This is a genomic window from Maribacter sp. BPC-D8 (assembly GCF_035207705.1).
GTDB lineage: Bacteria > Bacteroidota > Bacteroidia > Flavobacteriales > Flavobacteriaceae > Maribacter.
Window position 1 is genome coordinate 1,465,022 of record NZ_CP128187.1, and the last position, 13,608, is coordinate 1,478,629.

15 protein-coding genes are annotated in these 13,608 nt (G+C 35.0%); 10 read left to right on the top strand and 5 right to left on the bottom strand.

Translation table 11 applies throughout. The features are described from left to right. Positions 1–78 precede the first annotated feature (78 nt). On the bottom strand, positions 79–1,341 hold the full coding sequence (locus tag QSV08_RS06650; protein ID WP_324027624.1) for a hypothetical protein: 1,263 nt from the start codon (positions 1,339–1,341) through the stop codon (positions 79–81). A 171-nt stretch (positions 1,342–1,512) separates the two neighbouring features. On the opposite strand from QSV08_RS06650, the gene QSV08_RS06655 reads away from it, so the two are divergent. The 3 genes from QSV08_RS06655 to QSV08_RS06665 are packed head-to-tail and all read left to right on the top strand — an operon-like array spanning position 1,513 to position 4,011. Further along, positions 1,513–2,010, top strand: coding sequence for an SRPBCC family protein (locus tag QSV08_RS06655; protein WP_324027625.1), 498 nt, complete (start codon positions 1,513–1,515; stop codon positions 2,008–2,010). Further along, positions 2,011–2,700 carry an SDR family NAD(P)-dependent oxidoreductase gene (locus QSV08_RS06660; protein ID WP_324027626.1) on the top strand — a complete coding sequence of 230 codons (690 nt, stop codon included), beginning with the start codon at positions 2,011–2,013 and terminating at the stop codon, positions 2,698–2,700. Then, positions 2,701–4,011, top strand: a complete 1,311-nt coding sequence (locus tag QSV08_RS06665; protein WP_324027627.1) for a cryptochrome/photolyase family protein — start codon at positions 2,701–2,703, stop codon at positions 4,009–4,011. Between the two features lie 2 nt (positions 4,012–4,013). On the opposite strand, the gene QSV08_RS06670 is transcribed toward QSV08_RS06665, so the two are convergent. Further along, on the bottom strand, positions 4,014–5,063 hold the full coding sequence (locus QSV08_RS06670) for a DUF6340 family protein (protein WP_324027628.1): 1,050 nt from the start codon (positions 5,061–5,063) through the stop codon (positions 4,014–4,016). A 258-nt stretch (positions 5,064–5,321) separates the two neighbouring features. Here QSV08_RS06670 and QSV08_RS06675 point away from each other — a divergent pair, with 258 nt between their 5' ends. The 5 genes from QSV08_RS06675 to QSV08_RS06695 all read left to right on the top strand — a co-directional run bounded on the left by QSV08_RS06675 (position 5,322) and on the right by QSV08_RS06695 (position 8,717). Further along, positions 5,322–6,749, top strand: coding sequence for an amidohydrolase (locus tag QSV08_RS06675; RefSeq protein ID WP_324027629.1), 1,428 nt, complete (start codon positions 5,322–5,324; stop codon positions 6,747–6,749). An 83-nt stretch (positions 6,750–6,832) separates the two neighbouring features. Further along, positions 6,833–7,015, top strand: coding sequence for a hypothetical protein (locus tag QSV08_RS06680; protein WP_324027630.1), 183 nt, complete (start codon positions 6,833–6,835; stop codon positions 7,013–7,015). Between the two features lie 58 nt (positions 7,016–7,073). Next, positions 7,074–7,277: a VOC family protein gene (locus tag QSV08_RS06685; RefSeq protein WP_324027631.1), complete on the top strand. Its 204-nt coding sequence runs from the start codon at positions 7,074–7,076 to the stop codon at positions 7,275–7,277. A gap of 24 nt (positions 7,278–7,301) precedes the next feature. Further along, on the top strand, positions 7,302–8,300 hold the full coding sequence (locus QSV08_RS06690; protein WP_324027632.1) for a pirin family protein: 999 nt from the start codon (positions 7,302–7,304) through the stop codon (positions 8,298–8,300). After that, on the top strand, positions 8,301–8,717 hold the full coding sequence (locus tag QSV08_RS06695; protein ID WP_324027633.1) for a hypothetical protein: 417 nt from the start codon (positions 8,301–8,303) through the stop codon (positions 8,715–8,717). On the opposite strand, the gene murA is transcribed toward QSV08_RS06695, so the two are convergent. The 3 genes from murA to QSV08_RS06710 form a co-directional block, all read right to left on the bottom strand. Then, positions 8,704–10,011, bottom strand: a complete 1,308-nt coding sequence (gene murA / locus QSV08_RS06700; RefSeq protein WP_324027634.1) for a UDP-N-acetylglucosamine 1-carboxyvinyltransferase — start codon at positions 10,009–10,011, stop codon at positions 8,704–8,706. The genes QSV08_RS06695 and murA overlap by 14 nt on opposite strands. A gap of 16 nt (positions 10,012–10,027) precedes the next feature. Next, a complete protein-coding gene (locus tag QSV08_RS06705) occupies positions 10,028–10,693 on the bottom strand; it encodes a DUF4290 domain-containing protein (protein WP_324027635.1) in 666 nt (221 codons plus the stop codon). An 81-nt stretch (positions 10,694–10,774) separates the two neighbouring features. Next, positions 10,775–11,062 (bottom strand): DUF493 family protein, encoded by a 288-nt coding sequence (locus QSV08_RS06710; protein ID WP_324027636.1) that lies wholly within the window; start codon positions 11,060–11,062, stop codon positions 10,775–10,777. An 81-nt stretch (positions 11,063–11,143) separates the two neighbouring features. Here QSV08_RS06710 and QSV08_RS06715 point away from each other — a divergent pair, with 81 nt between their 5' ends. Both QSV08_RS06715 and QSV08_RS06720 read left to right on the top strand, forming a co-directional pair. Next, positions 11,144–11,719 carry an ATP-binding protein gene (locus QSV08_RS06715; protein WP_324027637.1) on the top strand — a complete coding sequence of 192 codons (576 nt, stop codon included), beginning with the start codon at positions 11,144–11,146 and terminating at the stop codon, positions 11,717–11,719. Beyond that, positions 11,712–13,607, top strand: a complete 1,896-nt coding sequence (locus QSV08_RS06720) for a RecQ family ATP-dependent DNA helicase (RefSeq protein ID WP_324027638.1) — start codon at positions 11,712–11,714, stop codon at positions 13,605–13,607. The genes QSV08_RS06715 and QSV08_RS06720 overlap by 8 nt, the downstream gene beginning before the upstream one ends. Position 13,608 lies beyond the last annotated feature (1 nt).

Genomic DNA, 13,608 nt, shown 5'->3' on the forward strand with positions numbered 1-13,608 from the left:
TGATTAGTTATTTACCGCAAAACTACTTATAAAGGAGAGGTTGAAATGTTAACAAATTCTTAAATACTTAGCTCATTATTAGTAAACAGCAAAAGATGTTGCAATTACACCATCTTCTAAATACAAAGCCAAATAATATATTGAAGATTCTAAATGGTGAGAGATGATACCATTTTTATTGATCCCTCCTGATTTTTGCCATACTTCCTTTCCAGTTAAGTCATAAATAACTTGTCCAAAAACTCTTTTATCTGTGGCAATAGAATAATGGTAAAGGTTTGAAGAGCTATCTCTGTAGATAATCAATTTACCCTCTTCATTAGAATTCTCAGGAACTACAGGTATTATTGGATTTTCAGGATTTTCAGTTTCTTCAGGGTTTTCAGGTTCCTCTGGAGTCTCAGGATTTTCTGGCTCCTCTGGAGTTTCAGGCTCTTCAGGATTCTCTGGCTCTTCCGGCTCCTCTGTCACAACATCCGGAATCTGAAAAGAAAATAACCGTGATGGCGATTCAATGGTAGGCGCTTGCCTTGAATAATATTCCGAAGAAAAGAAATAACTGCTCGAACCGGTTTGCGTTAGTCCTTCAGCTTGTATAAAATTGAGCCCTAAAGACTGTTGTGCGTATCCTTCAAAAACAGCATTAAAATTTAAGTGATCTACCACACCTACAAACGGACTCAATATCGAAGAATATCCAATTACAACCAATCTGTTTGATTCTGCATCATAAGTTGCATCGGTAATCAAACCTACTTCCTCAATATTCCCGACAATACTTGCCGTGTACGTTCCAGGAAATTTAGAAAATTCATAAGCCACTGACCCAAGAGATTGCCATTGTTTAGTTAATACCACTATTCTATCATCAATAACAAAAAATGCTTCTGCATCCCAATCACTATTTCCATTATTTTCGAATACTTGCTGATCCTCATAAGAAAAATTTATAGTCGTTGCGGTAACGGTATTAGAACTTAGATACTCTTCTTTTAAAATTCTATGAACCGCTAAGTCAGTTCTTGTACCCACATTATTTCCAAAATCACCGATATAGATATATTCATCATCTTGAGAAATCGCCTCCCAATCAATATTTTGAATATTCGTAACATTCACTCTTCTCTGTATAGATAGCGTCAATGTATCTAACTCATAGAGTACAGCTTCGTTACCCGAATCATTATGGGTAATTAAATTGCCGTTAAAATATATTAACCCCGATGTTTCAAATACATCATCGGGCAACTCACCAACAGTTTGTACATTCTCTTGCGCAGCTACAGCAGCTGTACAAATGAATAGAATAATAAGCCCCAACTGTTGAACAAAAAGTTTCATTGTTGCAAAATAAGCTAGAATAATGTTAATCACCTGTATTTTAGTGACCTAAATTCAATTTAATCGATAAAGTCAATTTTTAAGGTTATTACAAAGCATTTTTAATATTGTTTAACTATTTTTGATTATTGTTAGACATTTAAATAGTCTGTCTTTATTAAACCTGCGTGCATGAAATTATATCAATTACATTCAAAACAAGCCCTACCTATTGACAAAAAAAAAGCGTGGGAGTTTTTATCAGACCCAGCAAATTTAAAAGTTATTACTCCTGAACATATGGGATTCAATATTCTTTCGGGAGCAGATAGAGAAATGTTTCCTGGGCAGATTATACAGTATAAGGTATCTCCTTTTCCTGGTTATACTACAAAATGGGTAACTGAAATAACCCACGTAGATCAAGGTAATTATTTTGTCGATGAGCAAAGATTCGGACCATATGCACTTTGGCACCATAAGCACTTTATCAATGAAATAGATGAAGGTGTTATCATGGAAGATATTATAGATTATAAAATTCCTTTCGGTTTTTTGGGTCAGTTAGCGCATCCTATCATCGTAAAAAAACAGTTGATGGAAATATTTAAGTTCAGAGAAGACAAATTGAAAGAGCTTTTCGGTACAGTAGATTCCATCCCTAATGAACTTCAACTAAAATCTTTTTAAATGAAAAATATATTATTAATTGGAGGGTCTCATGGTATTGGGCTTTCTATGGTAAAAGAATTACAAGAAACGCATAACCTATTTGTTGCATCGCGAACAGATGAAGCATTGCAGCACGAAAACATAACTCATATCGAATTCGATGTAACTAAAGACGAACTAGATATTTCTCAATTACCCGAAAAACTTGACGGCTTTGTTTATTGCCCTGGCAGTATAAATCTAAAGCCATTTAAAATGATTTCATTAGATACCATAAAAGACGACATGGAACTTAATTTCTTTGCTATGGTTAAAATAGTAAAAGGAATAATTTCATTGATGAACGAAGGGTCAAGTATGGTCTTTTTTAGTACTATTGCTGTAGGTACAGGCATGCCCTTTCATACTAGTGTAGCTGCTGCTAAAGGAGCTATTGAAGGTTTTGCAAAGTCAATGGCGGCAGAGTATGCACCTAAAATTCGAGTAAATGTTATAGCACCATCTTTGGTAGATACACCTTTAGCAAAACGACTTTTAAACAATGATAAAAAACGTGAAATGATGAGTGAACGTCATCCGTTAAAAAGAGTCGGAAATCCTGAAGATATTGCAAATACAGCAGTCTTTCTTTTGAGTGATAAAAGTACATGGATGACCGGACAAATTATAGGTGTAGATGGCGGACTCTCAACTTTAAACATCAACTAAATGTCTAAAAAAGTATCTATATTTTGGTTTAGAAGAGATTTAAGATTAGACGACAATGTCGGCTTTCTTGAAGCTTTGAAAGGCGAATACCCAGTATTACCCATTTTTATATTTGATAAAGAAATTCTTTCAAAATTACCGAAAGATGATGCAAGGCTAACATTCATACATGAGACCTTGCAGAACATGAGAAATCAATTACAAGAAGAGCAGGATAGCTCTTTAGCTATGTATTTTGGTAAACCTATAGCTATTTTAGAAAGTCTTACTCAAGAATACGATGTAATGACCGTAATCACCAATAGAGATTATGAGCCTTATGCAAAAGAAAGAGATGAAAATGTTGCTAGTTTTTTAAAGGAGAATTCTATTGAATTTAAGACATTCAAAGACCAAGTTATTTTTGAGAAATCAGAAATTGTTAAAGGTGATGGAGACCCATATGTAGTCTATACACCTTATAAGAATAAATGGCAAGAGCATTTTAGTGCTGATAAAGATTTGGTCATTCATTATACCAGCCAGCATTTAGCTAATTTGATTAAAAACTCTCGATTACCAAATTTATCATTGAGCGATATCGGTTTTGAGAAATCTAAAATAGAAGTTCCTGAATATGATGTCACCCCTACTCTAATAGATAATTATGAAGATACACGAGATTTTCCAGCTATTAAAAACGGAACTTCATTACTAGGTCCGCATTTACGTTTTGGCACTGTATCGGTTCGAAAGATGATGAAAAAAGCTATCGCCGAGAATAACAAGGTTTTTTGGAGCGAATTGATATGGAGAGAATTTTTTATGACTATTCTTTACCACTTTCCGCATACTGTAGATAATGCTTTTAGATCTAAATATGACCGTATAGAATGGCGAAATAATGAAGAGGAGTTCGAAAAATGGAAAACTGGAACCACAGGATATCTTTTGGTAGATGCCGGTATGCGCCAACTAAATGAGACCGGTAATATGCATAATCGGGTACGTATGCTAGTAGCAAGTTTTCTGTGCAAACATCTTTTAATAGATTGGCGTTGGGGAGAAACCTATTTTGCCGAAAAGTTGTTAGATTATGAATTGAGTTCAAATGTTGGCAATTGGCAGTGGGCCGCAGGTAGCGGTGTTGATGCTGCACCTTATTTTAGAATTTTCAACCCTATGACACAAGTCGATAAATTCGACAAGAACAAAGAATACATAAAAACCTGGATTAAAGAATTTGGCACTGACAAATACCCAGAAAAAATGGTAGATCACAAAATGGCTAGAGAACGCTGTTTAACAACATATAAAGAAGCCGTTAGCTAAGACTATTTCGCCAATTGACGATTTAGTTCTTGTTGATTTACAACTCTTCTTTTTAGCACATTTACATAACGTAAAGCATCTTTATTTTCGTAGTCTGTATAGGCTTTAGAAGCATATTCTATTGCCTTGTTCAGGTTACCGTTGATTTCGTTGCTAATTGCCATATTGTAATATGCTCTACCGGCAACTTTACTTTTGACATTGTTTAAATCGGCATTCCATAAATCTGCGGCACCATCCCAATCACCAGCTTTTGCACGTCTATCGGCAATTTCTAAATTGTTACTTCCTTTTATAAAATAATCTCTAGCAATACGAATTTTTTCAGGTCTTGTAAAAAGAGCATAGTTCGCACCTAATTTAGAACTTACTGTTAAAACAGCCTCTTTTCTACCAATAACAGCTTCTAATGCCTTAACAGGGTTGATTCCCTCACCCGATGAAAATATTCTGTCATTAGAAACGAACTTATCAATAATAGTTCTATTTGAAGGGTCATAGATTCTCCATCCGTTTTTAATAGCGGTATTTAGTTTAATTCTATGTCCTGGTACATTTGCATCAATACCCAAATTATTAGGTATTTTAATTGTAGTCAATTCATAATCGACAGCTGTATCAGTGTCATAAAACTCTAACGAAAATAGAACGTCTACATCATTTTCCTTACAAATTCTATCAACAATTTCCCAAGAGATTTCTGAAGGAAAAATGCTTAATCCTTTTTCTATATCTTTTTGATTTTCAATTACTTTAACAGCATCAAATCGATTACTACGCTCTAGTTCATATTTGAGTCCCATTACAGCATTTTGAGCACCTTCCTTATCTAAATTAAGTCCTTCTAAAGATAAAATCTTGTCAATATTATCTACAACCTTATTCTTTTCTGAAGCACTACTTCTGTTTACAATACCTATATTAATTACATTGTTTGGTATCGGCACTTCGGCTGGTTGGGTAATACCCATCGTCATTCTATTGGTAGAACTACATGCCATTATTGAAAAAAATGCAGAGGTTAGGAGTACTTTATAGGCTAGGTTTTTCATAATTCGAAATTTTTAAAACTTTGGGATTTGAGTAATAACGAAAAATGGAGCATTAAATTATATATTTTACAAATGAGGGCTGTCTAAAATTTAGAATTCGAACAATAAGGTCATTTATTAGGTGTTGTGCGATATACTCAACCAGAGCCCTCATTTACAGAATTACATATGGCGTTTTATTTTGGTATATTTACTAGGACTTTGATCTGAAGTTTAACACTACTAATGATTAGGGAACTAACAACCAAAACGACTAATATGAAAAAAACAGTATTATTGGCACTTTGCTTATGCATGAGTGCTTCAGTTTTCTCTCAGAAAATGAGTAAAGACAAAAATCTAATTATCTCTTCTGTCGAAAAACACAAAGAAGAACTTATTAAAATCAGTGATTCTATTTGGGCTCTTGCCGAAACTGCTTTTGATGAAACGGAATCTTCTAGAATTTTATCGGATTATGCAGAAAAAAACGGATTGACAGTTACTAGAGGCGTTGCCGATATACCAACAGCTTTTACCGCAACGTATGGTTCTGGTAGCCCTGTAATAAGTATTTTGGGTGAATTTGATGCCCTACCAGGAATTTCTCAAAAAACATCTCCTGTAAAAGAACCTTTTAAAGAAGGAGCTGCAGGTCATGGTTGCGGACACAACATGTTCGGTACAGCAAGTCTTGGATCTGCAATTGCGATTAAAGAACTAATGGATGCCGGTAAAATAAAAGGCACCGTTAAATTCTTAGGCACACCAGCTGAAGAAAAATACTTTGCAAAAGTATGGATGGTAAAAGCTGGATTATGGGATGACGTTGATGTCAATGTTAGCTGGCACCCATCTGCAGGCATTGAAGCCGATGTACAAAGCGGGTTATCGCTTATTGATTTTGTAGTTGAGTTTTACGGTCAAGCTGCACATGCCTCAATGGATCCTTGGAACGGTCGTAGCGCATCTGATGCGTTAGAATTATATACAACAGGCATCAACTATTACAGAGAGCACATTTTACCATCTTCTAGAATTCATTATCATATACAAGATGGTGGTCAGGTTGTAAATGTAGTACCAGATTACGCTAAGCTCTGGGTACGTGTTCGTGATCCTAAAAGATCAAATATGTTACCAACGTATGAACGTGTAAAAGCAATGGCTGAAGGTGCTGCTATTATGGCGAACGTAGAGTATAAAATTTCTTTGGTGTCAGGTATTTATGAAACATTGGTTAACCGCTCTGGCGGTGAAATTATGCAGAATAATTTAGAGTTATTAGGTCCGATTACCTATACCGAAGAAGAAACGGTTTTTGGTAAAGCAATTCAAAAAGCTACCGGTAAACCAGAAGTTGGTTTTGATGGTACCGTTCACCCATTGAGAGAAACGTTAGAAAACCCAGGCGGTGGTTCTACAGATGTAGGTGATGTTAGTTGGAATGTACCTAATATTAATTTAGGGGTTTCTGTAGCTCCTACAGGTACACCTTGGCATTCTTGGGCTGTTGTTGCCTGCGGCGGAATGTCTATCGGTCACAAAGGAATGATCCATGCATCTAAAGCAATGGGTATGACGATGTTGGACTTATTTCAAAATCCGAAATTAATAACGAAGGTGAAAGAAGAGTTCAAAACCCGAAAAGGCGATGAAGTTTATGAGCCAATGATCGATGGTCCGCCACCATTAGATGGAGAATAAAACACAAGTAATAAAGAAGCTATCTTAACAGATAGCTTCTTTCATTTTTAAGTAACTTGAACCGTCAAACTTAAATAACAACAATGAAAAAAATTATCGCATTATTCATTTTAATCACGGGTACTTTTGCCTCTGCACAATCATTCGATTTTCAGTACGATCATTACTCGGTAATTGTAAAAGACTTAGATAAAGTGGGTGCATTTTATAAAGATGTTTCTAAACCTAAAAGAGATTCCACACCCTTCTGCCCCATCGGGTTTTAAGTGGTTTGCAATACAAGGAAACTCACAATTACATTTAATAGGTAAAGATAGCGTGGCCATGAAACATAGCAAAAGTGTACACCTTTGCTTGGCTACCCAAAAATTAGATGAATTAATAGCTTCTCTTGAAGAAAAGAACGTTCCGTATTGGGATTGGCCAGGAAAAGAAAATACAGTCACCTTAAGAGCTGACGGAGTAAGACAGATTTATTTAAAAGACCCAGAAAACAATTGGGTTGAAATCAATAACGCAATACATTAAATTAAAATTAATTGATATATACTTATGCATAGCGCAATAAAGCAAATATTCCAATTAGGTTTCCCATGGCAAACGCAAGATCCTTTTTTATTCTGCGTATATCATTTAGACCACTATCCTAAAGGCAATGGCGAACTAGGTCCGGCTGATTCGTTAGAAGGCAGGAATTTAGGAAACGATTTTCAAATTAAAGATGGCTATAGAATGTATCACGGAACTACGATACCCGGATTTCCTGCACATCCGCATCGTGGCTTTGAAACTATAACAGTTGTGAACAAAGGGTTTTGTGATCATTCTGATTCATTAGGCGCGGCAGGGCGATTTGGAGAAGGAGATGTACAATGGATGACTGCTGGCAGCGGAGTACAACATTCAGAAATGTTTCCGTTGATTCATAGCGACAAAGAAAACACTTTAGAGCTTTTTCAAATATGGTTGAATCTACCGTCAAAAAGTAAATTTGTAGATCCGCACTTCAAAATGCTTTGGCATGAAGATATTCCGGTATTAAAATTAAAGCAATCTACAGTAAAGGTTATTGCCGGTAGTTTTGGTTCTGAACAAGCATTAGCACCTGCACCTGATTCATGGGCTTCAGAGGCAGAAAACGATGTAGCAATCTGGAATATAAAAATCGAAGCAAATGGTGCCATAACACTGCCTAAAGCGAATGAAGGTTCAACCCGAACCATATATTTTTATGATGGGGATACTTTAGAAATTTTGAGTGAATCTATAACTGCAAACCATGGTATTGACGTAGTGGCATCTGAAGAAATTATATTGAAAGCCAATGAAAAAGAAGCTAGCATTCTTGTACTACAAGGTAAACCTATTGGCGAGACCGTAGCAAAATACGGTCCGTTTGTAATGAATACTGAAGAAGAATTAGAAGATGCTATGAATGAGTTCAGAACTACGCAGTTTGGTGGTTGGCCATGGCGACATCCTGATCATACGCATGAAATAAACCGAGGACGTTTTGCTAAATATCCCGACGGTACTTTAATTGAGAAATAAATGCTAGAGACGATACGTTTAATTTGCGATAGTGGTTTATTGGTTCTTATTTGGATGGTACAATTAATAATATATCCGAGTTTCTCTTATTACCAACATGAAGATCTTTTTCAATGGCATAGTAGCTACACCAAAAGAATTGCTGTTGTTGTGATCCCATTAATGGTCGCACAATTGATCATAAGTCTGATTCAAGTATATACAACCCCTAATTTTTACAGTATTTTATATAGTACATTAGTTGTAGGTGCATGGCTTTCAACCTTTGTTATGTTCGTGCCATTACATGATAATATATCTAAAGAAAGAGATGTAGCTATATCTATTAAAAAACTAAAACTCCATAATTGGTTAAGAACCTTATTATGGAGTTTAATTTTTATGCTTACTTGTTACTTAAAAATTACATCCTTGTAATTTTAGCACCTATTGCACGTAGTCTTTCATCTATATTCTCGTAGCCACGATCTATCTGTTCAATATTATGAATAGTAGAAGTCCCTTTTGCCGATAATGCAGCAATCAATAATGAAACACCAGCTCTAATATCTGGCGATGTCATTGTAGTCGCTTTTAAAGTAGACTTAAAATCATGACCTATAACTGTAGCTCTATGTGGATCACAAAGAATAACCTTTGCCCCCATGTCTAATAACTTATCTACGAAGAATAAGCGGCTTTCAAACATCTTTTGATGTATAAGCACTTCTCCTCTAGATTGTGTCGCAACAACTAAAATGATGCTCAATAAATCAGGAGTCAATCCTGGCCAAGGTGCATCTGCAATGGTTAAAATAGAACCATCAATATAGTTTTGAATTTCGTATCCGTCTAAATGAGCAGGAATGTAAATATCATCACCTTTTCTTTCTAAGGTAATACCTAGTTTACCGAATACTGTTGGTATTTGACCTAAATCGTCCCAACTAACATCTTTAATAGTTAATTCACTTTTGGTCATAGCAGCCAAACCGATCCAGCTACCAATCTCAATCATATCAGGCAACATACGGTGATCCGTACCACCTAATTTATCTACACCATCGATAACCAAAAGATTAGAACCCAAACCAGATATTTTGGCGCCCATTCTATTCAACATTTTACAAAGTTGCTGTAAATATGGCTCACATGCCGCATTGTAAATAGTCGTTTGCCCTTCAGCTAAAACCGCTGCCATAACAATGTTTGCGGTTCCGGTAACGGAAGCTTCATCTAGCAACATGTAGGTACCTTTCAACTTATCTGCCTCAACACCGTAGAAATATTCTTCGCGGTTGTAGCGAAATTTGGCACCTAATTTTATAAAACCTTCAAAGTGTGTATCTAAACGTCTTCGACCAATTTTGTCACCACCTGGTTTCGGAATATATCCTTTACCAAAACGTGCCAATAATGGTCCAACCAACATAATAGAGCCTCTTAAGCCTCTACCATCTTGTTTAAACTGATCAGATTGTAAATATTCTAAGTTAATATCGTCGGCCTTAAAACTATAAGAACCTTTGCCTTTCTTTTGAATTTTTACACCTAAGTCTTCTAAAAGCGCTATAAGTTTATTAACATCAACAATATCTGGAATGTTGTTGATTGTTACTTTTTCGTCTGTAAGTAGTACTGCGCAAAGTATTTGAAGTGCTTCGTTCTTTGCTCCTTGAGGGGTTATTTCACCAGATAACTGATGCCCTCCTTCAATTTTGAATGTCCCCATCTAGAGAAGTGGAAATTTAATACCGCTTTTTACTGCGGTTATTATTATTATTATTTCTTTGATTTTTCTTTCCTGTATTATTCGAACGAGGCGTTTTAGCAACTCGATTTTTAAGAAACTGTCCGCTATCAGTCAAACTTTCGCCTTCAGCAGCTAAATCTATGCGACCATCACTTAAATCGAATAAATGTTTAAAAATAGCTGTATCATCAACTACATCTTTATTCCAATTCAAATAGCATTTTTTCATGTGATTGGCAATCGCATATTCTAAACCAGAACGCTTATCACCTTTCTCCCACTCTACGGCAACATCAACCATACGTTTAATGTTATTACCGTAAAATCGATATTTAGGAAAGTTTTGAGGATACTCTAAAGCCTCAGGTCTCTGTCTTAATATCTCTTTAGAGGTAATTGGAAATGGAGAATCTACATCCAACTTAAAATCAGCCATTATAAATAACTGATCCCAGAGTTTATGCTGAAAATCAGGCACATCACGTAAATGGGGCTGTATATTTCCCATTACACTAATGATTGCTTGCGCTACTTTATTTCTTTCTTCACGGTCTTCAATTGATATTGCATGGTTCACCATTTTTTGAAAATGACGACCATACTCCGGTATAATCAAATGTTCACGCTCGGTATTATATTCTAGGTTTTCTACTAATTGCAAATTGAAAATTTTAGCTTAATGTGTTTGAGAAGTATTCTTATAACGATGCCAAATTAATAAAATTATAGATGAAATGCTATTTTACAAGGATATTACGCCCTCTATCTCACCTACTTTTTTGTATTTCTCAATAACCGCGTCGGGGCTTTTTAAGTTTACGGTAATAGAAACACTGGTATATTTACCATTTTTAGATTCTTTTAAATTGATAACTGCTCCTGTATTATCAAAAATGGTATTTATTTTATCAATTTTATCTGTTTTTGTCTCAACAATAAATTTATACAGATAATCAGAAGGCCATTTTGAGGTTTCTGTTAATTGCTCCTTTAATTTCTTATAGAATTCAACTGGGTTATTTTCGTCCATTACTTGTATTTTATGCAAAGATAAGTGTAAAGAACCAGTTTTTTAGTAATGTTGGTTTATGTACTTTTGCTGAACTAAATTATGAGTTTGAAAAGCAAGAGAATTGTTGTAACAGGAGGTCCGGGGACCGGAAAAACGGTATTAATATCATCACTAGAAGAAAATGGATACCATTGTTTTCATGAGGTAATTAGAACGATGACTTTAGATGCATTGGGCGATGTTTCTTTAGAAGATAAATTAGTAAACCCCATTGATTTTGTCAAAGATTCAAAAAGTTTTAATGATGAATTAATTAATGCTCGCTTACAACATTTTATTAATGGTCAAAACATACATAAAGATCATTTATTCTATGATCGCGGGTTACCCGATGTTATAGCCTATATGGATTATTTTGGGCAACCTTCAGAAGAAATTTATGCTAATTTATGTTTAGAACACAGGTATGACGAGGTATTGATCTTACCGCCTTGGAAAGAAATTTATGTGCAGGATAATGAACGAATGGAAAATTTCGAACAAGCTTGTGGCATTCACGATAAGCTTGAAAAAACGTATATTGATCTAGGGTATACGCCAATAGAAGTTCCATTTGGTACTATAGAAAATCGTATGCAATTTGTAGTAGATTTTATAAATAAAACGGGTGAATAATACACCAAAAGAAATTTTATCAAAATATTGGGGTTTTGACAGCTTTAGAGGCTCTCAAGAAGAAATCATCAATGCCATTTCTAACGGTCAAGATGTTTTAGGTTTACTACCCACAGGAGGTGGTAAATCGCTATGCTTTCAGGTACCAGCATTAATGAAAGAAGGTATTTGTATTGTTATCTCTCCGTTAGTAGCCCTAATAGAAAATCAAGTCGACAACCTTCAAAAACTAGGTATTAAAGCCATAGGTCTAAAAGGCGGACTCAAATTTACCGAAGTAGATAAGCTATTAGATAATTGTATTTACGGCAGTTATAAGTTTTTGTATTTATCACCAGAGCGCTTACAGCAAGAACTGGTACAAGAACGAATTAAGGCAATGAACGTTTCTATGTTCGTTATCGATGAGGCTCATTGTATTTCTCAATGGGGTCACGATTTTAGACCTGCCTATTTAAGCTGTTCCATATTACGTGAGCTGCACCCTACCCCACCAATGGTTGCTTTAACGGCAACGGCAACTAAAAGAGTAAGCGATGACATTATTTCTTCATTAGATCTCAACTATCCTTTTGTAGTAAAGGATTCCTTTTTTAGAAAAAATATAGGATTCGGAGTCCTACTGACCGAAGATAAAAATGGTCGCTTAAAACAATACTGCCAGCAAATAAAACACAGTGCCATTGTATATGTTAGAAGTAGAAGAAAGGCAGAAGAACTATCTAAGTTTTTAGTAAAGAATAATGTAAAGTCAACGTTTTATCATGGCGGTGTTGATCAAAAAATGAAAACAGAACGGCTTAATCTTTGGTTAGAAGATAAAGTTCAAGTTATGGTTGCTACCAATGCTTTTGGTATGGGTATAGACAAACCAGATGTTGAATTGGTAGTTCATTATCAAATACCCGATAGTTTAGAAAATTACTTTCAAGAAGCAGGTAGAGCCGGTAGAAACGGAGACTTTGCAAAGGCTATTCTACTTACCAATACTACCGACAAGGTATTGGTTAAGAAACAATTTATCGACATTTTACCAGACGTTGCCTACGTGAAAATGATTTATAAAAAATTAAATACATTTTTTCAAATTGGCTACGGAGAATTTACAGAGGCAAAGTTTCATCTAAATTTCAACGAATTCTGTAACATATATAAGCTGAATACATTTTTAACTTATAATGCATTACAACTACTAGACAGAAATTCGGTACTATCACTATCTGAAAATTTCTCAAAAAAAATTACTATCAAATTCATAACAGATAAGGATACATTATATAGGTATATTGACAAAAACTCAAAACTTGCCGATTTCATAAAAGTAGTACTACGCACCTACGGTGGTCTTTTTGAATTCGACACACAAATTAACATGTACTTATTATCAAAAAAAACAGCTATAGCAGAATCAGTATTACATCAAAACTTTGAGCAACTGGCAAAAGATGAAATTATTGAATACAACAGTGTTTCAAGTGATTTAGAGATGCTGTTCTTGGTACCACGAGATGATGACCGTACCATTAATATATTTGCAAAGAATATTGAAGAGCAAAATCAGCTAAAAATCGAGAAGGTAACGAAGATGCTGAATTACATTGAAAATGACACTGTTTGTAGAAGCATTCAGTTATTAAGTTATTTCGGCGAGGTTCAAGAAAAAGAGTGCGGCATATGCGATGTATGCATCAATCAGAAATTAGGCAATACAGATGTTGTACACGCCAAAATAAAAATCATTCAACTTTTAAAGCAGAAAACTGCAAGTTCGCAAGAATTAGAAAAACGTTTAAACATTAATCAAGACATTGTTATTGCAGCCTTACAAGAACTACTAGAAGACAATTACATAACATTAAACACTATAAACGAATACCAACTATTATAAT

Bases quoted from the DNA above. Each gene is read 5' to 3' on its own strand.
- QSV08_RS06655 (WP_324027625.1), top strand. From the start codon at position 1,513: ATGAAATTATATCAATTACATTCAAAACAAGCCCTACCTATTGACAAA.
- murA (WP_324027634.1), bottom strand. From the start codon at position 10,011: ATGGGGACATTCAAAATTGAAGGAGGGCATCAGTTATCTGGTGAAATA.
- QSV08_RS06675 (WP_324027629.1), top strand. From the start codon at position 5,322: ATGAAAAAAACAGTATTATTGGCACTTTGCTTATGCATGAGTGCTTCA.
- QSV08_RS06670 (WP_324027628.1), bottom strand. From the start codon at position 5,063: ATGAAAAACCTAGCCTATAAAGTACTCCTAACCTCTGCATTTTTTTCA.
- QSV08_RS06660 (WP_324027626.1), top strand. From the start codon at position 2,011: ATGAAAAATATATTATTAATTGGAGGGTCTCATGGTATTGGGCTTTCT.
- QSV08_RS06690 (WP_324027632.1), top strand. From the start codon at position 7,302: ATGCATAGCGCAATAAAGCAAATATTCCAATTAGGTTTCCCATGGCAA.
- QSV08_RS06685 (WP_324027631.1), top strand. From the start codon at position 7,074: ATGAAACATAGCAAAAGTGTACACCTTTGCTTGGCTACCCAAAAATTA.
- QSV08_RS06650 (WP_324027624.1), bottom strand. From the start codon at position 1,341: ATGAAACTTTTTGTTCAACAGTTGGGGCTTATTATTCTATTCATTTGT.
- QSV08_RS06715 (WP_324027637.1), top strand. From the start codon at position 11,144: ATGAGTTTGAAAAGCAAGAGAATTGTTGTAACAGGAGGTCCGGGGACC.
- QSV08_RS06695 (WP_324027633.1), top strand. From the start codon at position 8,301: ATGCTAGAGACGATACGTTTAATTTGCGATAGTGGTTTATTGGTTCTT.
- QSV08_RS06665 (WP_324027627.1), top strand. From the start codon at position 2,701: ATGTCTAAAAAAGTATCTATATTTTGGTTTAGAAGAGATTTAAGATTA.
- QSV08_RS06680 (WP_324027630.1), top strand. From the start codon at position 6,833: ATGAAAAAAATTATCGCATTATTCATTTTAATCACGGGTACTTTTGCC.
- QSV08_RS06710 (WP_324027636.1), bottom strand. From the start codon at position 11,062: ATGGACGAAAATAACCCAGTTGAATTCTATAAGAAATTAAAGGAGCAA.